General features: G+C 33.6%; 11 protein-coding genes. 2 read left to right on the forward strand and 9 right to left on the reverse strand.

Annotated features, from left to right (window positions below; genetic code table 11):
* Nucleotides 1–447: 447 nt before the first annotated feature.
* The 9 genes from AC5ZCW_RS14220 to AC5ZCW_RS14260 form a co-directional block, all read right to left on the reverse strand.
* Nucleotides 448–3,063, reverse strand: coding sequence for a hypothetical protein (locus tag AC5ZCW_RS14220; protein WP_496120593.1), 2,616 nt, complete (start codon nucleotides 3,061–3,063; stop codon nucleotides 448–450).
* Nucleotides 3,064–3,710: 647 nt separating this feature from the next.
* Nucleotides 3,711–4,610: an ROK family protein gene (locus AC5ZCW_RS14225; RefSeq protein WP_496120594.1), complete on the reverse strand. Its 900-nt coding sequence runs from the start codon at nucleotides 4,608–4,610 to the stop codon at nucleotides 3,711–3,713.
* Nucleotides 4,611–4,632: 22 nt separating this feature from the next.
* Nucleotides 4,633–6,096, reverse strand: a complete 1,464-nt coding sequence (locus tag AC5ZCW_RS14230; RefSeq protein WP_343542562.1) for a glycoside hydrolase family 125 protein — start codon at nucleotides 6,094–6,096, stop codon at nucleotides 4,633–4,635.
* Between the two features lie 5 nt (nucleotides 6,097–6,101).
* Complete coding sequence (locus AC5ZCW_RS14235; protein WP_496120595.1) at nucleotides 6,102–8,381, reverse strand: GH92 family glycosyl hydrolase; 2,280 nt, start codon at nucleotides 8,379–8,381, stop codon at nucleotides 6,102–6,104.
* A gap of 93 nt (nucleotides 8,382–8,474) precedes the next feature.
* Nucleotides 8,475–10,736 (reverse strand): GH92 family glycosyl hydrolase, encoded by a 2,262-nt coding sequence (locus AC5ZCW_RS14240; RefSeq protein WP_496120596.1) that lies wholly within the window; start codon nucleotides 10,734–10,736, stop codon nucleotides 8,475–8,477.
* A gap of 181 nt (nucleotides 10,737–10,917) precedes the next feature.
* Nucleotides 10,918–12,906, reverse strand: a complete 1,989-nt coding sequence (locus AC5ZCW_RS14245) for a beta-mannosidase (protein ID WP_496120597.1) — start codon at nucleotides 12,904–12,906, stop codon at nucleotides 10,918–10,920.
* 442 nt (nucleotides 12,907–13,348) lie between these two features.
* Nucleotides 13,349–14,863, reverse strand: a complete 1,515-nt coding sequence (locus AC5ZCW_RS14250; protein ID WP_343542572.1) for a SusD/RagB family nutrient-binding outer membrane lipoprotein — start codon at nucleotides 14,861–14,863, stop codon at nucleotides 13,349–13,351.
* Between the two features lie 11 nt (nucleotides 14,864–14,874).
* Nucleotides 14,875–17,967 (reverse strand): SusC/RagA family TonB-linked outer membrane protein, encoded by a 3,093-nt coding sequence (locus tag AC5ZCW_RS14255; protein ID WP_496120598.1) that lies wholly within the window; start codon nucleotides 17,965–17,967, stop codon nucleotides 14,875–14,877.
* A gap of 202 nt (nucleotides 17,968–18,169) precedes the next feature.
* On the reverse strand, nucleotides 18,170–19,180 hold the full coding sequence (locus tag AC5ZCW_RS14260) for a LacI family DNA-binding transcriptional regulator (RefSeq protein WP_496120599.1): 1,011 nt from the start codon (nucleotides 19,178–19,180) through the stop codon (nucleotides 18,170–18,172).
* A 382-nt stretch (nucleotides 19,181–19,562) separates the two neighbouring features.
* Here AC5ZCW_RS14260 and AC5ZCW_RS14265 point away from each other — a divergent pair, with 382 nt between their 5' ends.
* The gene (locus AC5ZCW_RS14265) at nucleotides 19,563–21,173 is read left to right on the forward strand and encodes a class I SAM-dependent methyltransferase (protein WP_496120627.1); all 1,611 of its coding nucleotides are present in this window, start codon (nucleotides 19,563–19,565) and stop codon (nucleotides 21,171–21,173) included.
* 103 nt (nucleotides 21,174–21,276) lie between these two features.
* A complete protein-coding gene (locus tag AC5ZCW_RS14270; protein WP_496120600.1) occupies nucleotides 21,277–22,194 on the forward strand; it encodes a bifunctional helix-turn-helix transcriptional regulator/GNAT family N-acetyltransferase in 918 nt (305 codons plus the stop codon).
* The last annotated feature ends 31 nt before the right edge of the window (nucleotides 22,195–22,225 follow it).

Consider the following 22,225-nt stretch of genomic DNA (forward strand, 5'->3'; position numbering starts at 1 on the left):
CCGAGAGATATAAAAGTCCCTAAATAAAAACTATAGCATTATACAGGCGCACTTATAACTATTAATTAGATATGAGAAATCTGCAACAATTGATTCTTTCCTAAGTCCTCTAGAAATTATTGCAACAGCAGAATTAATCAGATCTAATTTTAATGAAACAACAATACCTTAGTATATATTGAGTCGTCATCATTACATTACTCTCAAAAAGTTAAATTCGAATAACAAATAAACTTTTGATATTAAATTACATTAAAGCTATCTCTAGAAATTTAAAGATTAATAATTTGCTTAAAGACTTTTTGATATTAACATAAATCATTATATACAAAGATAGATAATTCTATTTTTAATAAATCTAAAAGCCAATTTTTTCCTTAAAACCACAAACTATAACTAATTAACATCACGTAATTTATTATTAAATTTCATTTATTATTTTAAAATTTATAGAGGTTTTTCAATAAGAGCAGCGGTATACAGGTACAAAGCTAGAAAATCAAAAGTACTATTTATAAGTTCTTTTTGCCCCATATCCAAGCTATCATGATTCTTATCATGTCTACTCACATCACTAAGGTATTTTATTCTATCTAAAACATAAGAAAACTTAGTTTTCTGCATATCTGTTCTATTTTGTTTGTCAATAAACTTATAACTTCTCAGTTCCGAAACCGAATCAAAATAATTTATTACATCCGCTTGTCCTGTAAAAGTTCTATTTTCGGACGATGGGACAAATGACCTTAGGTATGTTTCATATCCTGTAATCAACTTATTAACACAAGTATCACGATCATATATGTCAGTTTTTGTACAAAGAACCTCATACAGGGATTGTAATAACGAATCTCCCCAACGTGAAATATTACCGCTTGTATCCGAAATAGTCCGCAAGAAAACATCAAAACTATTAGACAAAATACCTTTATCCATCTTATATGATTTATATTCATAAAAGAGTTCATTAACAACCTGATCTTTCAATTTACTCATTTGATAGCGACTCCTCTCAACAACGGCTTTTGAACCTAATAATTCAGTAGCCTCTTCCCTAACCTCTACATGCAATTCTTGTGGTACTGGTAATAGAGAAGTTTCAAGAGAAATCAAAATATCATTTCCTATCTTCTCTTTAATAAAAAGATCTTTTTCATCAAAAATTTTATAAAAATTCTGTGACGATACATGCTTAGGCATAAAATGCAAAACTTCAGCTTTAATAACCGAAAGCTTTGCTTTCTTATGTTCTTTTAGATAATGTACCGCATGGGAACGGATATTTTTCTTGTATTCTGGCTCTGCCTTCTTACCGAGTTTTTCTAGATCATGATTTTTTAATTCCTCTTCATCGATAGAATAAAAATCAACATTATTAACTTTATTTAAAGTTAAAACACCCAAATCTACAAATTTCGTAAGGTACTGGTAGTAATTCCCTTTTTTGATTGTTTTTGACTCTTCGAGTAGAAGTTTCTCAATGGTTTCTGTTTCTAATCTTACTTTTTCAATTTTATTATCTTTTGTTTCTTGAATAATGCTAATTATAATTTTAATTAATGAATTCCCTAAATAACGATTCCTCTTTTCGATTGTTTTTATTTCGGGATATGAATCCAGATAATCTTGATGTATAAAAAGATTTTCATCAGTCACTGATCTTCGACAGCACAATACCAAATTTGTTCTTAAATTATTATCCGGATATAATTTATATGGGCTATTTGCTATAAATTCTTTTAATTGATAAAATGTTATCTTTCCTTTAAAATCTTCTGAAATAGTTTTATCTATAAACTTTTCAATAGTATCTTCAAGTACACCATCTTCATTATCACTGTAAAACCATCGTCCCAATTTACCAATTGGTTTTATTTTATCCGATCTTTTAATATGCAACTCACTTGAGCTGGAAATTATCTCCGAATCTAAAGATCTACTATTATATTCTTTTAAAATTTCTTCTTTAAGCATTGATTCTCCATCTTCTCTAAGGATTCTAGTTACTTTAGCATTTACAGAGGAAACATATACCCAATTAAACTGATATAATAATTCTTGTTCTTCTTCAACAATTTCAATTTTAAAGTAATTCTCTAATAATCTTTCTAAAATTGTGTCGTCTAGCCCTCTTTCCTTTATATATTTATTGAGTATGGTAGATTTTAATCCTGGAATAATTTGAGAAAACTTTTCAATAATAATATTTTTTGAAAGGCTAAGACCATCTCTTAAAATTTCATCAAGAATAAGTATATGTGACCGATAATAGCCAGCTTCATTTTTCTTTACAATTGTATAGTAATTATTTATTTCATTTTCAAAAAGGATCTCAATACATTCAAGTTTAAACAATTCTAGTAGTTTTTTAATAATTTCTACATCTACATTATTGTTGAAATTAAAATAATCTAAAAAATCAGAAGTATATAAACTATCTTCCAGTCCTTTTAAAATCAATCCTAAAATTGTTTTATTTAGAGCCAAACCGTAGCCTTCCTCTCCTGTTAAAGAAAACAAATCACATAAATCTGCTCTATTTTTGTAATCAAATAAATTTGTTCTAACATTTTCGGAACTTTTATGATATTTTGAAGCAATACTTTCAAAACTTAAATGATCGTTTCCATTTAATCCGAAATAATTATCCATATAATTAGATAATTGTGAAAAAGAATTATACTCGATTTTATCAAAAAAATTGACCGGTAAGAATGTTTTAAATTTTAAGACATTAGATATCTCTGTCAAACTCTGTAATAATTGTTCAGCCACACTTTTATCATGATCTGGATTTTCAGATATAATTATTGGCGTATTAACTACATATTTATTATAATTTTCAAAATATTCAATATTAGAATCAACTCGTTTCTTTAAATCATTTATAAGATCTCTTGTCTTTTTATTAAATGTTGAAATCCTATCTTCAGATAAGTTGTAAATATCCCATAATGAATAATTTTCCTGTACTAAATGAATTATATTTTGTTTGTAAAAAATTCTTTCAAGATGTTGTTGCCCTTTAATTTTACTCAATAAAACATGTAAATTGCCATTCATAGTACTAAAAAATATCTTTATTTAAAATCTAGATCATAAAAATAATCTTTCAATTTGATTTAAGATATTTTATTACGTTTTTTTATTCATCAATGGCTTTGAAAATTATTGTACACTTATAATCAATAGTAAAAAATTAATTTACCTAGTAAACTTATAAAAAGAAATGAATGGTTAAAACAAACTAATAATCTATTATGTGCACTACACATTATACTAGACATACTCCATTGGGCATAATGGATTTTCCATTATGCCCAATGGATATCGTTTATCCTACCTATATTGCAATCAGGAATTATAAAAAAATACCGAAATTTAAAATCACATTCGCAATTTCTTGAATTTCCAATGCCTTTTTTCGATTTTTTTTCCTACATTTACAGAGGTTAATAAACCCAATAATTTCAAGAGTGCCCTATTAGTGCCCTTCTTTTTTTGACATAACATAACACCCAGTGTTTACTGGTGCTTACGATACAGGTGGCGGAGCCTCTTTCTCCGCCAGATGAAGTTTCATAAGAAACTTAAAAAATAAAAAGCCTTTAAATATTCGTATTTAAAGGCTTTTCTATTTCAGTCAAGATAGTAATGTTAGATAAGTAAAGCAAAAAACGGATGAGTTAATACCTCATCCGTTCTTGTTTTTAATCGCAAAGGAAACTGACCGCTCCTAATAATGCTGCAACTTCATTATCATTTGAAATGGAAACTTGAATTTCAGAACCCGATTTCTGAATTGTTTTATTAAATGAAGACAAAAACAAATCGCTTGCATTGGCAATTTTTCCGCCAATAATAATATGATCTGCTGTGAAGTTTTTTATCCACGGAATAACAACTGCCGCTAAATCCTCTCCCATTCTTTCAAACACCTCAATTGCCTTCTGATTACCATTTTTAGCTAGATCATACAGTTCTAAGCCATTATTAAGATCGTTAAAGCTTAAAGATCTGTAATGCGATAAAAGACCTCTAACCGAAACATAATCTTCTGCAATTCCTTCTTTATATGGCAAATTGTAAATTTCTCCATCAGCGGGAACAGAATTACCTGAACTGATTGATGCCCCCTTATCAATGAAACAAGCGCCTAGTCCAGTTCCTAATGTTACGGCCATTACTTTTTTTGAAAGATTTTCCTGTTGTTTAAAAACTTCACCTTTTCCAAAGCAAACAGCATCATTTTCAAAAAGAACTGGAAAATCTGCAGGAAAACCAAGAGTTTCTAGAAGTAATTCACGAATGTTTAATCCGTAAAAATGTTCGTATTTAGACTGATCTTTAATCCAGCAAATTCCGTTTTTGTAATCAAAAGGTCCAGGCATGCAAATCGCTATTCCAGTAATATCTTTTACTTTAGAATTTTCAATTGACGTTCTGATTACTTTTTTCCAGATACTCATAACCTGATCTGTTGGCAAATTCGAATCAAAAGATTCTTTACAAAGTGAAAAGTCAAGAACTTTCATCTCTGTTTTATTGATAACCGCAGCGGTAATATGAGTTCCTCCTATATCTAGCCCAATGGCGTGTGATGTATTCATTTTTATTTATTAAACTTTAGTACTAGATATTTTTGTCTTTTAAAATTTGAGGATAATGAATACTGGTGTGTACAATCATTTCTCCAAACAATGTATTAGCCCAAGCAAACCATTTACGGGTAAATTTATTCACATCATCTTTATGGAACGATTCGTGCATAAATCCAGTGTCGGCGTTTGTTTTGATCAGGTTACTTATACAGGTTTTTATTTCTTTTTCGTCTACACTTGTAATGGCTCTCAAAACAATACTCATTGGCCAGATTGTATCGACTCCGGTGTGCGGACCGCCAATACCTTCTCCTGCTTTTCCTTTATAGAAAAACGGATTATTCTCTGACAATACTACTTTTCTTGTATTAAGATATAAAGGATCATTTGGAGCAATTGCACCTAAATATGGTAATGACAATAAAGATGGTACATTGGCATCGTCCATCATGTGGAAACTACCATATCCATTTACTTCAAAAGCGATGATTTTTCCGAATTTCGGGTGATTGATGATTCCGTGTTCATTAAGTCCATTTTGAACCTCATCTCTTAATTTTGTGGCTTTCGCAACCAAATCATTATCCTTTAAAGCTGGAAGAGAAAAAATTTCAATCAGATAGCCCAATATTTCAATAGCGAACATATTACTTGGAATCAGATAACCGAATAAAGTAGAATCGTCACTTGGTCGGAAAGTCGAGACAATTAATCCGCATGGTTTTACCGGATAACCATAACCGCCTAACGGAACTCCATCTGTTGCCCATGCTGTCTGACGCTGAAAACTATATGGCCCGCCTTTACCGTCCATTCGCTGCTGCTCTTTAAAAGTCTGCAGGATTAAAAGCATAGCTTCTTTCCATTTGGCATCAAATAAACTGATGTCTCCTGTTTCCTTCCAATATCCGTGCGCTAATCGAACTGGATAACACAAACTGTCAATTTCCCATTTTCTTTCATGAATTCCAGGCTGCATTTTGGTAAGGTCATGTTTCCATTCGCTTTCCTTCGTAAAATCTTTATAAAAAGCATTCGCATACGGATCTAACAGAATACATTTCGCTTGACGATTAATTACTCCTTTAACCAGTTCTGCCAGTTTAGGATCTTCTTTTACAAACGGAATATATGGCCAGATCTGCGCTGTGCTATCTCTAAGCCACATGGCATCAATATCGCCTGTAATGACATAGGTATCTGGTTTTCCGTCAATAATTTCAAAATCGACTGTTGTATCTAATGTATTTGGGAAACAGTTTTCGAATATCCATGCTAATTCTGGATTAGCAATTTGCTTTTTAATGCGTACGATAGCGGCTTCAATTGCTTTACTTGTAAATTTTCTTTCTCCAACAGGAGGCCTTTTGGAAACAAAATCTTTTAGCGGAAAAGGAAAAGCATCTGAATTAAATCCGAAAGCTTCTGTTTGAAGTGCCAATAATCCTGCTGAAAAAATGCCTGCGTTTCTTATAAATTTTCTACGTGACTGCATATATTTTATTTTGAAGTTGAATAAGAATATGGGAATGATTCCTTTGTTGTGCCTCTTTTAAAATTGGGAGAACTTGTCATATCAAAATTTAATTCTCCCCCTTTCAATACATCAAAATGATTGATGTAATTTTTAGTATGAAGAGCATTATCCCATTTTAATTCGTTTACATATTTGTTAGTCTCTGAATTATTTGGCGCATTGATAATAAGCTGTTTTCCGTTTTCTAACTGTACCGTTGTTTTCTTAAACAAAGGCGCTCCCAAAACATATTCTTCTGTTCCTGGACAAACTGGATAAAATCCCATTGCTGAGAAAATATACCAAGCAGAAGTCTGTCCGTTATCTTCATCTCCGCAATATCCGTCTGGAGTCGGTTTATACAAACGGTTCATGACTTCTCTTGACCAGTATTGCGTTTTCCAAGGTTCTCCCGCGTAATTGTATAAATAAATCATGTGCTGAATTGGCTGGTTTCCGTGAGCGTATTGTCCCATATTCATAATCTGCATTTCGCGGATTTCGTGAATAACAGCTCCATAATAACTGTCGTCAAAAATTGGAGGCATTGTAAATACGGCATCTAATTTTGCTGTGAAATTTTTCTCTCCGCCCATTAAATCGATCAAACCTTGAATGTCGTGAAAAACACTCCAGCTGTAATGCCAGCTGTTTCCTTCGGTAAAAGCATCTCCCCATTTAAACGGATTAAAATTGGCCGGAAAACTTCCGTCTTTATTTCGTCCGCTCATTAATCCTATCTCTGGATTGTAGAGTTTTTTGTAATTCAGCATTCTTTTTTCATACAAACTAATTTCCTTTTTCGGGCGATTTAACGCTTTTGCCAGTTTCCAGATTGTAAAATCATCATAAGCATATTCAAGCGTTCTCGCTGCATTTTCGTTGATCTTTACATCATACGGAACATATCCTAAAGTATTGTAATACTGAACTCCTTTTCTACCTACAGCATCCATCGGGCCTTCATTATTGGCGCCATGAAGTAAAGCTTCGTACAAAGTATTGATATCATAACCACGTAATCCTTTAACATAAGCATCTGAAACTACAGAAGCAGAATTATTTCCGACCATTACATTTCTAAAACCTGGACTCGACCATTCTGGCAGAAATCCGCCTTCTTTATAATCGTTTATTAATCCTTCCTGCATTTCTTTATTAATAGAAGGACAAACCAGATTTAACAAAGGGTATAAAGCACGAAAAGTATCCCAAAATCCTGTTCCTGCATACATATAACCCGGAAGGACTTTTCCATTGTATGGGCTATAGTGTACAATTTTTTCATCTTTATCAATTTCATATTGTTTCTGAGGAAAACAGACTGTACGGTACAAACAAGAATAAAAAGTTCTTAACTGATCTATATTATTGTCTTCTACAGTAATTTTTCCTAGAACTTTATTCCATTCTGCTTTCGACTGTGAAACCGTTTCTTCAAAAGTTGCTGTGCCTAATTCGTTTTTCAGATTCAGTTCTGCCTGCTCCTGACTTATAAAAGAGGATGCCACTCTAACATTTACTTTTTCTCCTTTTTTGGTTTGAAAACCAACAACTGCGCCTACGTGATTTCCTTCTGCTTCTAATTTATCAGCATTCAGAACTTTATCAATCCAAGTTGAATTGGTTAAGAACTTTTTATCAAAAATCAGCACAAAATAGTTTTTAAAATTTTGAGGAACTCCACCACTGTTTCGAGTCGTGTAGCCAATTATTTTATTTTCTGAAGGAATTATTTTGATATACGAACCTTTATCAAACGCATCGATTACAATAGAAGATTTTTCATTTTCTGGAAATGTAATCTGAAAATGCGCCGCTCTTTCTGTTGTCGTAATTTCGGTTGTAACATCATGATCAGCCAAATAAACGCTGTAATAATAAGGTTTTGAAACCTCAGCTTTATGGCTGAACCAGCTCGCGCGCTCGTCTTCGGTGAAAGCCAATTTACCAGTAACGGGCATAATCGAAAACTGACCGTAATCGTTCATCCAAGGTGACGGCTGATGCGTCTGCTTAAACCCTCTGATTTTTTCTGCTGTATAGGTATACGCCCATCCGTCGCCCATTTTTCCAGTTTGAGGCGTCCAGAAATTCATTCCCCAAGGTCTGCAGATGGCGGGATACGTATTTCCGTTGGAAAGATTATGCAAAGACTGCGTTCCCATTAACGGATTTACATATTCTACAGGATCTAAATTCTGCGCATTTAGAAAAAAGCAGGACTGCACTATTCCTAAAAAAATTAAATTCTTTATTTTCATATTCATGTGATTTGTCAAATGTGAAGTGTGAGATGTGATATGTGATATGTCCAATTGCACTTTGCATTTTACATCTCACATTTTACCTTTTCACTACAACGGTCTGTCTTCTTTCTTAACTCCAAATGTTTGCGAAGGCTTGCTTCCCATATATAATTTCAACTCTCCTCCTTTTGCGATCATCTCTTGTGTGATATATGATTTTGTATAGGGCTTTCCGTTATATTCTGCTTTTTGGATATAGATATTTGAAGCACTGTTATTAACCGCATTTATCGTAAATGAAATTCCTTTTTTATGATGAATTACTGCATTGTTTACCAACGGACTTCCTAAAACATAAATTCCGTTTGCGGGATTAACCGAATAAAATCCCATAGAAGATAAAACGTACCAAGCCGACATTTGCCCTAAATCTTCATTACCGCACAGTCCGTCTGGCTTTGTTGAGTAGAATTTATCGTCGATTTCTCTAATTAATTTTGCTGTTTTCCAAGGTTGTCCGACATACACATACAGATACGGAATATGATGATTCGGTTCGTTTCCGTGTGCATACTGACCAATTAAACCGCTGATGTCTGGTGAAACGTCTTCCCCTTCTACTTTATCTGTTATTAAGAAAAGTGAATCCAGTTTTGCGATAAATTTATCTTCGCTTCCAAATAAATCGATTAAACCGAACGGATCTTGCGGCACCAGCCAAGTGTACTGCCATGCATTTCCCTCCACATAATCGTCTTTGCGATGTGCTGAAGAAAGCGGATTAAATGGCGTTCTCCAATTTCCATTGGTTAATTTACCACGCATAAAAGTGCTTTCTTTATCAAAATACAGTTTGTATAAATTCGCTCTTTTCGTGAAATAACTATAATCGTCTGTTTTGTTTAAAGCTTTTGCCATTAAGGCGATACAGTAATCATCTATGGCATATTCTAAAGCATTTCCAACAGATTCCAAAAGTTTATCCGCAGGAATATATTCCAACTTTTGAACATAATCCATTCCGTCGCGCGTCTGCATGGCCGTTTTTTTGATGGCTTCGTATGCTAAATTGACATCATAATCACGGTATCCTTTTAAATATGCATCGACAATAACAGCTATAGAATGATTTCCGTTCATCGTATTGGTTTCATTCCCCATTAAATGCCAAACGGGCAATCTGCCTTGTTGCTGATAAATCGCTAAAAACGATTTTACAATATCATTGATTTTTTCTGGCTGTGTAATGGTGTATAATGGGTGCAGTCCTCGATAAGTGTCCCAAAGCGAAAAAGTAGTGTAATTGGTAAAATTGGCTTTTTCGTAGACTTTTTTATCTGTTCCAAGATAATCTCCGTTCGCATCATTAAAAATGGAAGGTGCAAACATGGTGTGATACAATGAAGTGTAGAAAACTTTCATTGTTTTTTCGTCTGCTTTTATTTGAACTTTATTTAATTCTTTGTTCCATTTTGAATCTGCTAATTTTACAATCGCTTCAAAATCCCAATTCGGAATTTCTGCTTTTATATTGGCTGATGCATTTTCTGTACTAACTGGAGAAATTCCGACTTTTACCAGAATCTGTTTGTTTTTTAAGGTTTTGAAATCTAAAACCGCTTTTATTTTTAAGCCCTCACCTTCAGTTCCTTTAACTACGGCTGTACTGTCGTAAACCATCATATTTGTGATAGGCTCAGATAATTCCATTGTGAAATAAATACGCTGATCTGCCGCCCATCCTGCAGAATAACGATAGCCTTCTATTTTGGTTTCACTTACTTTTTTAATGAACGTTTTTACTGGTCTGTCCCAGCCAATTCCATCGGCTAAATCAATTAAAATGTGTGAATCATTAGTATGTTCAAAACTATATTTATGAAAACCAACTCTTTCGCTTGCCGTTAATTCGGCTTTGATTTTATATTTATCCAATAAAACACTGTAATATCCTGGTTTTACCACTTCGTTTTTATGAGAGAAATAAGAGCCGTAACCGTTCACCATATCTTCTTTTGTGCCTTTTGTTAAGCCTACTTTTCCGCTGATAGGAAGCACCAGAATATCATTTAAATCTCCAATTCCGGTTCCGCTTAAATGCGTGTGCGTGAAGCCTAAAATAGTATTGCTGGCATAGTTGTAACCGCTGCACCAATCCCAACCTTCAAAAATATTTACCGGACCCAGCTGCACCGCTCCAAAAGGAACATTTGCGCCTACAAATACATGCCCATGTCCCGCCGAACCAATAAGCGGATCTACATATTGCGTATAATTTACATTCGTTTGTTTTTCCTTTTTTTGCTGCGAAATTATCGGATTGGCAAAAAGTAAGCTCAAAGCCAAAAAACCACTAAATAGTATTCTCATATATTTTTATTTTTGATTGCGTTTATTCAAGATTGACGCAAATATTTTTAAATTCTGTGTGTTAGACGTACTGCATCTCTGCTATCAATTTATAGAACATTATGATAAAAAATGAACCGTAATTTTCAGAAGGAGACGCACTGCAGTGCGTCTCTACAAAAAACCTTTGTCCCTTAGAACCTTAGTACCTTTTAAGAACCTCATACAAAGAATAAATCTTAATTTCAGGTTTTGCTATTTTACCTTCAAACGAAATTGTTTTTTCTTCTCCTGCTTTTAAATCAAAATAATTATTGCTCCATTTTCCATTATAGCCTTTCATCAAAATGCAAACGTATTTTGCCATTTTCTGAGCTTTTACAATTACCTTATTCCCTTTTATTTGCCAAATAATTTTTGGATCTTCTAATGCCAAATCTTTCGGACGAATAAAATCGGTTTCTGATTTTATGTCATCTCTGTAGGCTTCTTTTATCGCATACCACGCTGCTTTTGGCTGTCGGTTGTTGTAATCGGTAATGCTCCAACTTGCAACAGGCCAACAGTCATTTAATTGCCAAACTAAAGTTCCCATATTATAAGGCGCTTTTGAACGATGCGTACCGACAATATTTTTTATGGAATAATAATGCAAACACTGACTCAAGTAGGCATAATCTTCCAGATTCAAATTTTTTATTTTTGAAGCATCGATGAAATACTTACCGAGATAGGTATCTAATTTTTCAAAACCTTTGCCCGCTTTTAAATGTACTTTTAGTATATCTGAATATAAATTTCGGTCTTCTGGTGAAGTAAAACCTTCAATTGAATTATAATTTGGTAAAGACAGCATTCCGTATTCGCTCACAAATCTTCCTGTTTTTTTCTGAACGGCTTCAATATCTTCCAATCCCCACCAAATTCCCCAATAATGGCTATCTCCTTCGGTTACGCTTTTTGCTTTTGACCAATGATACAATGGCGAAGAGCTCAAATACGGTCGTTTACCATCAACTTCTTTTACCCATTTCGGGATACTGTCATGAAATAATCGTGTATAATCTTTCCACAAACGGATTGAATCTTGTTTCGAGATTTTGAAACTTTTCATCCAGCCCCAATTTTTAAAAGCTTCGTCAGATTCATTATTTCCGCACCATAAAACAATACTTGGATGATGACGCAGTCTTTTTACTTGATACTGAACTTCTTTTTTTACATTATCAAAAAAAGCATCATCTCCCGGAACCATTGTACCTGCGAACATAAAATCCTGCCAGACATTTATGCCGTATTTATCGCATAAATCATAGAAATAATCGTCTTCGTAAATCCCGCCGCCCCAAACGCGAAGCATATTCATATTGGCTTCTTTGGCAGATAAAACTATTTTTTCGTATTCTTTTTTGGTCACTCTTGAAAGAAAAGCATCTGACGGAATATAATTGGCTCCTTTCATGTAAACTGGTTTTCCATCAATTTTAAAATAGAAAGATCTGCCCAAACTATCTGGCTCTTGGATCAACTCTATTTTTCGATTTAAGACATAAGGCTTCTCAAATTCTTTTTCGTCGTAAGCTTCAAATCTTGGCGTTTTCCATATTCCGCAAGTTGTAAATTTTGGTCCCCAATCCCAACCAAAATGGTATTGCGCTTTGCGTACATAAGCACGTGGATTGTCTGGAATTACAAATGGGTAATCTTTTTTAGCCAACGAATCGACTACATTTTGTGCCGATTGAAATACGATTCTCAAATCGTTATTTCCAGATTTCAAGACTTTTTTAACGTCAACCCTCCATTGACGGAACATATTATCGGCTTTTAAAACTAACTGGCTATTTAAGTAAACTGATGCATAAGTATCTAATCCGTCGAAAACTATTTCTGTGTTTTTCTTTTTCAGCATATTTGCCGTAACCTGAAAAGTAGTTTTGTATTCCCAGTTTTTGCGTTCGATCCATTGCAGTTTTTTTTCGTTATCTCTGTAAAATGGATCTGGTATTAATTTACTGTTTAGCAAATCGGTATGAATTTCTCCCGGAACACTAGCCGAATACCATTTTTGCGTTTTCACTTCACGATAGGTCCAATTGCTTTTTAGATCAATTTTCTGCGCAAAGGCAATTGATGTAAAACCTGCCAAAAATAAGGACATTATCCAATGAAGTTGTTTTTGATAATTCATTTTATTGAGTACTATATTAATACCTTCTAAAATTACTAAAAAAGGTAAGTAATCTGGTAACTTGGCAGTTTAGAGAAGGAAACAACTGACCGCATTATTCCTTCTCTTTAGAATTTATTCTTTGTTAGTAACTCTAAAATACAACTAGAAATATTTTCTTTACACTGCCTTACGCTTTATTTGATTTTGATATGGATTGTTTTTAAACTCAAATAACTGAAACAAACTTTAAGTATATTATTTTGAAATTTTAAAATACCGAATACAAAATCCATCTTTTTCAGCAGAACCAAAATTTGTTTTATGCGAAAAAAAGGGTATTTGAATCTATAAAATAATTTTTTCAAAAAATTGCCTGATTTTAAATCAATTAAATGGTTTTAAAAATAAGCCGGGTATGCTCAGTACCCGACTTATCTTAACTAACCAACCAATTTAAAAATTATTTATCCCACCAGATTCTTGTGGTCATTAAATCTAAACCTTGACGTTGAATTGCTTCTTTATAATTTGCCTCGTTTGTAATAAGTTCTGACTGATCATAAATTAATCTTCTCGGAATTGTTCCTTTTGTTTCTCCAGTTGGGTCATTAACAGGAACTAAAACTGGGTAACCTGTTCTTCTGTATTCTGAAAATGCTTCAAAACCGTTGAATAATAATACAATCCATTTTTGAGTGATAATCTGTTCGATTTTTTCTGCTTCTGTTCCTGCAGCTTTAAATGGATATGTTGTAATGTAAGTATTGTATTCTGCAAGTGTAACAGCAGGCACTTTATCTCCAAAAATGGTTAAAATATTCATCGCCGCTCTTACTCCATTATCATAGTAAGTTTGAGCAGATCCGCCAACATTCCATCCTTTTACTGCCGCTTCGGCCAATAAAAACTGAACCTCAGCATAAGACATAATTAAAGTTGGTGCATCCAAACGCAATACTGTAGAAGTATTTGGGTCTGAGAACAATTTTTTGTCTCCTCCTGGAAATTCTTTTGCATCATTTGCCAAACCTTGCTGACTTGCTGGGTTATTATTTCCTGTTGCTTCCAGTTTTGCATAAATTCTTAAACGAGGATCGTTTGTATTTTTCAATAAATCAATAAATGTTTTACTGAATTTAATGTTCGACTCTCCTCCGTTCAAATCGTTTCTAACCCAAGAAGATGTTATTGGATTGGTTTTTACTCCCGCAGGACCTGCATCATGTTTTAAAACCAAACTGTCATCATTTGAAGTAAAAACTCCTTTTGCATAGGCTTTTTCAACAAATTCTTTTGCTTTTGCAGGATTTACTTTAGACAGACGCATTGCAACTCTCAACATTAAAGAGTTTGCCAGTTTTTTCCATCTTGCAACATCGCTCTGATAATACAAATCGGCATTTCCAACGAAAGGTTTTCCAGCATCCAAAGCAGTTCCCGCTTCATCCAATTCTTTTAAAAGATCATTGTAGATAGCTTCTTGTGTGTCATATTTAGGAGAAAATACGTTTCCGTTATATCCTTTTCCAGCCTCAAAATAAGGAACTTCACCATAAGTATCTGTCAATTTTTGGAACAGAAAAACTTTCATGATTCTACATGCCTGAATCATATTTGAGTTTTCTGGTGTATTTTCTACCACAGATAATAGCTGGAAAATCTGATTTAATCCTTTTCCGTAAGTTTCGCCAAAAAGTGCAGCTGAATACTCCGAAGAATAACTGTATTTTGAGCCTGGCCCTCCAAGTGAAGAAAACTGCTGTACAATTTGTGCAGCGTATAAGTTGTTTCCTCTTGTATTAGAAAAATCTTGACCGTCTACATAAATCTCAGCAAGTGTAAACATTGATTTTACAGCTGGATCTGTTAACGCATTCGGATTCTTATTCATTTCTTCGAATCCTTTATCGCACGAAGCCAATGTCAAAGCACCAACAATTGCGACACAAAATATTTTGATATATCTATTTTTCATCTTTTTTAGAATTAGAATTTGACATTAAGTGCAAAACCATAGTTTCTTGTCAAAGGCATAGAAGCTCTTTCCATACCTTGAGCATTACTGTTTGAGTAATTTGACTCAGGATCAATGTTTGGAACTTTGTCATAAATAGTCCATAAATTGTGAGCAGAAAATGCTAAACTAACAGACTGGAATGGTGTTTTTTGCAAATATGCTTTTGGGAAGTTATAAGCAAATGAAATTGCTCTAAGCTTAACAAAATCGGCATCGTAAACAAAGTTTGAGGTTACGTCACTGTAACTTCTCCAGTAATCATAAGCAGAAACTGTGGTATTAACTGGATTTCCATTAACATCATTTCCGCTTACTGCGATACCGTTTTCACGACCTGGAAGTGTAATTTCAGACAATCCGTAACGTGTTCCTAACTGGTTTGTAGCCGAATAGATTTCTCCTCCAAATTTTGCATCAACAAAAACTGAAAGTGTAAAGTTTTTATATGAAAAATCATTTGAAAGTCCCATAGATGTTGGTGCAACGCCTTGTCCAGCAATAATTAAATTTCCTCTTAAGAATTTACCATTTGTATCCAAAACAATATTTCCGTTTGCGTCTCTTAAATAATCATACGCTTTAATCACTCCAAAAGGCTGTCCTTTTTCTAAAACTACATTAGCTCTTCCGTCTCTGTTTCCTTCTAATGTTTTTGTTGTTATTTTATCAGAAAGATTTAAAACTTCACTATCGTTGTAAGCAAAATTATAACCTATGTTCCAAGAAAAACTTGGTGTCTTAACCGCTTTCACATTTATAGCAAACTCAACCCCTTTATTTAAGATTTCTCCAACATTGATTTTTGTTGTTCTGTATCCTGAAGCTTGAGAAACATCGGCATCGGTAATATCATTAGTTGTTTTTTTGCTGTAGAAAGTCAAATCTGTACTCACTCTGTTATTGAAAAATGTATTCTCAAAACCAAATTCAATTGTACTTACATTATAAGGTTTTAAAGTTCTGTTCGGAATTGTTTCTCCATTTACACCCAAAATTGGCTGTCCTAAAGAATCTGTCTGTCCGTCTGGAGTAGTGTAAGTCAATGCTAAAGCATAAGCTTCTGGCAATGCTCCTCCAACGTTCCCCCAACCTGCTCTAATCTTACCGTAAGAAATCCAATCAGGAAGACCGATAACTTCAGAATAAATGAAACTTGAACTTACAGAAGGATAAAAAGTACTATTGTTTGCAGGATCTAAAGTTGAAAACCAATCTTCACGACCTGTTAAACTCAAGAATAAGAAATCTTTATATCCAATATCTGCAGAATAGAAAAGAGAGTTTACTTCGCTTTCTGAGAATAATTTTTCTGTTTTATCTGGCTGTGTATTTCCGTAGAAATATTTGAACGGAACAATAAAGTTGTTCCCTTTCATTTTGATACCACTATATCTGTTATGCTGACGGTTTGCTCCAATAAAAGCATCCAATGAAAGATCTTTAGCAATATCTCCTTTGTAGCCTAAGAAACCAGAAGCATTTACTTCAGAACGAGTTTCAACTCTGTTTTCAATAGATCCGCCTGGGCTGTAATTTATTCCAGTAGGCTCGATTTCAGTATATTCATAATTAACATCATCAATACCAATAACAGCCTTAGCATAAATTTTATCTGTAATGTTATAATTTACTTTTGCCGAACCAATAAAACGCTTTCTAAGATCATCGTTTAATGGCGATTTTGTAGCAAAATAAGGATTAGTATGATATACGTTTGCTCCTAAAAAGTCTTCTTCTCCACCGTTTGCATCATAAGGATTGCTTATCCATCTAATATCTGTTCCTGGCGTCATAAATGTTGTTGGGAAAGACGGGTTTCTTGGCGAGTCATTTAAATATGGACGGTTATGGCTTTTCTCCGAAATATATTGAGCATTACTTTCAATACTAATTCTTTTATTTGGAGCTGAGTTTAAACTCAAAGCCACGTTGTTTCTTCCAAAAGTAGTTTCTGGCATGATAGATTCGTCTTTAGTATTTCCGAAAGACAATCTAAAGTTTGTTGACTCATTTCCTCCAGAAATTGCTAAAGTATTACTGAAAGAATATCCAGTTCTGTAGAAATTCTCTACATTATCTTTTCCATAAGCCTGATATGGTCTTGTTTTACCATCAAGGGATAATGAAGGTGTACCGTCATACTTATCTCCCCATGCAAAATAATAGGAATCTCTAAGCTCCTGTAAATTGTTAAATCTAGTTGGCACACCGTTCGCATCTGGAGCTCCAGCACCATATTGATCTTGCCATTTTAAAAGACTTGCAGGTGTATTGAAAGCAGAATTTGTACTGAAATCTACTCCGATTCCTGTTCCGCTTTTCCCTTTTTTAGTTGTAATTAAGATAACACCATTTGATCCTCTGTACCCGTAAAGAGCAGAAGCCGCACTACCTTTAAGAACTGACATCGAAGCGATGTCATCTGGATTGAAAGAAGACATACCATCACCTTTATCGGCACCACCCCACATTCCTGCATTTCCCTGCTGTGTATTATCGATCGGAATTCCATCAACAACATAAAGCGGCTGATTAAGTCCAGAGGCAGAAGTTGCTCCACGAATTACAACACGGCTAGAACCTGATGGTCCTGTAACTGGCGCCGAAACGTTTACTCCAGCAATTTTACCTTGAAGAGCGTTTCCTAAATTAATTTCCTTATTTTTTGTCAGATCCTCGCCTTTTAGTTCCCCAACCGCGTAACCTAAACTTTTCTTTTGTTTTTTTACTCCAAATGAAGTTACTACAACATCTTTTAATTCTTGCGTAGTTTCAACTAACATGACAGCAATTCTTGTTTCTTTTTCCTGAAGCACTACTAATCTTGTTTGAAACCCTATAGAAGACACATTAAGGGTAACTTTACCTTCTGGAACATTCATTTTAAATCGCCCTTCGGCATCTGTAACAGCACTAAATGGCTTTCCTTGAACTTCGATTGATGCAGCAACAATTCCCTTGTTTTCTGCATCTGTAACTATGCCGGTTATTAATCGATTTTGCGCAGCAGCACTTAAACTGCTAAGCAATATCACTCCTAACACTGCTAATATTCGTCTCATAAGCATTCTTTTTGGTTATTGGTTTTGATTTTGTTTTGTTGATTTGATCTGTTGTTTGTTTTTAAATAATTAATAAAAATTTGTTCACTGTTTGCAATATTATTCCTAGCAGCTTTTTTGAATTGCTGCTGTATTTCCATTCTTACTAAAACGTTTTAGTGAAATGACTAAAAAAAAGCCTCAACTTTTTTAAATTCAATTTTTAAACGGATTCCCTGACAATCAAAGTTCCTTTCTTTAGAACTTTCTCTACTTTAAAATCTTCAAAGTTTGTCATCTGACTCATTAATAACTGTATTGATTTTACCGCTATTTCTTCTATAGGCTGAGCAATTACAGATATTGTTGGTGTATGGAGTTTGAAACTGTCATGATCATCAAAACTGATAACCGAAATGTCTTCTGGAATTCTGTATTTTAAAGTTCTAAAAGCCTGAAGTCCCGCAAGTCCGAGATAATTGGCTAAAAAAAGAACCGCATCTATCTCTTTATTTTTCTGAAAGAAATTGATAATCGCCTCAATTCTACTCTGTTCACTTGCATGAAAATCTAAATGAAGCGTATAGTTTTCATTATAAATTCCTTCTTCTTTCAGCGCTGCGATATATCCTTTTTCTCTTAATTTCATCTGAATCATTCCAGACTCATTATTTACAACAGCAATATTTTTTCTTCCTTTATCAATCAAAAATTTAGTTGCCGAATAAGATCCTTCGTAATTGTCCATTACAACATGACTTACTTTTTGATTCGCAAAATACCTGTCAATTAACACTACTGGCTTTTGCAATTTTAAGAGCTGACTGATTGTTTTCTCTAAATTTCGGGTTGGCGTAATGATAAAACCTTCCACATTAGCCTGTAAAAGACTCTGAATTAACTCCTCAGAACGCTCATTATCATCTCCTGTACTGCAATAAAAAACTCTGTAATTTATATTTTTTGCTTCATCTTCAATGACTCTTGCCAAGTCTGCAAAAAACTGATTAGATATATCTTCTACAATAAGTCCAAGTGATCTAGTTTTTCCTGTTCGCAAACTGCTTGCAATCATACTCGGTTTGTATTGCAGTTTTTGTGCTACATCTTGAACTTTTTTGATTACCGTTGGACTAATGGCCATTTTCTCGCCTTTTCCATTGATTACAAAAGACACAGTAGAAATAGAAACTTCTGCCTGTTTCGCAATATCTCTAATTGTAATCTTTTTCATCGGGCTAAAAATTTATTATTGAATATTTTAGTACATCGCAAATATATGTAAGCAAAACTTACAAAAACGTTTTAGTAAAATTTTTTTTCAATAAATCTCTTTTTTAGAGCTAAAATTAAATGAAAAATGCAGTAAATATTGGATTTTGCTCAGTTATTGTCATTTTGACTTTTAATATAAATTTTTATTTTTTTATACAGATTTGAACGAATTGCGGTAGAGTTTTTATTGATTTTTAATCTCATTTATTTGAAATCAAAGCTCAAAAAAGTTAAAGCTGTTTGAAAAATACCCAATAGAAAAAGAATAAAACCAACAAAAAATGAGACACCCAACTAAGAAAAAATTCACTATTTTTAATCTAACCTTCATTCTTTGTATTATGACCGATAAATCACAACTTTTAAGTTCTATTTTTAGGCATCTCGACGGATTAGTTACCGCTCCTGTAGCGGTGGCATTCAAAAACAAATCTGTTTTGGAATTTATACTAAACAAAGAACAGCTCACATTATCTGAGCTAACTGCAGCTTTTAACGCTAACGAAGGTTATCTGAATGTGGCTTTGCGAGTTTTAGCTTCTCAAGGCTTTCTTGATTATGAAGTCGATAACAAAACACAGGAAATCACCATTTCTGTGAATGAAAAAACAGAAATAGCTTTTTCACTATTTTATCTTTATGAAGATGTTGTGAATTTGCTTCAGTTGTCGATTCAGTTTCATCCTCGTTTGTTTGAAGATACGCCGTTTGAAAAGCTCAATATTATTTTTGAAAAGTATAAAAAGCGCTACGGAATTGAACCCTCAGACGATCTACTGAAAAACAGTATTCAGGAACAGATTTTAAAGCATATTGAAGGCTATCTTATTGGGCCGACCATTGTGCGTTTGGCAATGAACGGAATGTTTCATAAATATTTTATGGAAACTTCTTTCAGACCTGAAGAGTTTCATAAATCTCCAGAAAATTTTAAAAAGATATTAGACTTTTTTGTTCATTTGAACTGGTTTCTGGAAAAAAATGGCAATTATCAATTTACTGAAGCTGGTTTGTTTTTTGCCAAAAGAGCCAGTGCTTATGGTGTTACCGTTTCTTATCTTCCAACTTTTGCCAAAATAGAAGAATTGATTTTTGGAAATCCCGATATTTTAAGAACCTCCGAAGGAGAAAATGAACTTCATGTAGATCGCGAAATGAACGTTTGGGGAAGCGGTGGCGCTCACGACACTTATTTTAAAGTAGTCGACGAAATTCTCATCAAGCTTTTTAATCTTCCTATTGAAGAACAGCCAAAAGGAATTCTAGATATGGGATGTGGCAATGGTGCTTTCTTACAACATATTTTTGAAGTAATCGACAGACAGACTCTAAGAGGAAAGATGCTTGATGAATATCCGTTATTTTTGGTTGGAGTAGATTACAATCAAACCGCATTGAAAGTAACTCGAGCCAATCTGATAAATGCAGATATTTGGGCAAAAGTAATTTGGGGAGATATTGGGCGTCCTGATTTGCTTGCAGAAGATTTAAAAGAAAATTATAATATTGATCTCAAAGATTTGCTAAATGTAAGAACCTTTTTAGACCATAATAGAATCTGGCAAGATCCGAAACACATTAACGAAAAAAGGGTCAGTACCTCAACGGGGGCATTTGCTTTCAGAGGAAAAAGAATCAGCAACAATCTGGTAGAAGATAATCTTTTAGAACATTTGCAAAAATGGTCACCTTACGTACGCAAATTTGGTCTTCTTTTGATTGAACTTCATACCATAAGTCCAAAACTTACGGCCAGTAATTTAGGACGAACTCCAGCAACAGCTTATGATGCCACACATGGCTTTTCTGACCAGTATATTGTTGAAATTGATGTATTTAATGCAATCGGAGCAGAAGCAGGATTATTTGCAGATAAATCAATTTTTAAACGCTTTCCCGATGCTGATACTGCAACCGTAAGCATCAATTTATTGAAAGGAGAAAGAAATTAAAATTTAAAATTTTTCTAACTCATTTCTAAAAACCACACAAAATTAGTTGACAAAAGCAACTAATTTTATATATTTGCACTTCAACAATACATTATTTCAATTTATGAATGCTACAACTTCAAAAATCAGAAGTTTTAACCGATTCTATACGGCACATTTAGATATATTAAGTCAGCATTATTTAGACAGTGAATATTCGTTAACAGAGATACGAATTCTCTATGAAATCAGCGAAAGCAAAAACATAACGGCACAGAAAATCACTGAAATTTTAAATCTTGATAAAGGATATTTAAGCCGAATTTTAAAACGTTTTTTAAAAGAAAATTTAATTGTAAAAGTTGCTTCTACAGGAGACAAACGTGCCTTCAACATTAAACTTTCGGATACAGGAAAGGACTTACTGGCGGTTTTGAATACCAAATCTGAAAACAAGATTGAAGGTAAAATTGAAAATCTAAATTCTTTTGAAAAAGAAATTTTAGTCGAGTCGATGACCACTATAAGAAATCTGTTAACAGAAAATAAAATAGCTCAAGAACATATTACCTATCGTCATGAAATTAATCCAGGCGACATTGGCTATATCATTTATCTCCACGGATATATTTATGGCAATGAATCGAATTTTTCTAATGAATTTGAAAAGTATGTGATCAAGACTTTTTACCATTTCTTAGAAAATTATTCCCCTGAAAATGACCGCATTTGGATGGCAGAATACAATAATAAAATTGTTGGCTGTATTGCCATTCAGCATCAGCCAGAAAATGAAGCGCAATTAAGATGGTTTCTTCTTGATCCTTCTTTTAGAGGACTTGGAATTGGTAAAAAATTATTGAACAATGCTGTAGATTTCTGTAAAGAGAAAAAATTCAAAAATGTATTTCTGCTAACAACGAGTATGCAAGATAAAGCACTTGAAATGTATAAAATGGCAGGATTTAAACTTACTCAATCAACAGAAGTAAATCAATGGGGAAAAACATTTCGTGATGAGCGTTATGATCTTAAACTATAAAAAAACAAACCTCCAAAGTGAAATTGACTTT

It is taken from the genome of Flavobacterium sp. PLA-DH12, assembly GCF_059511845.1.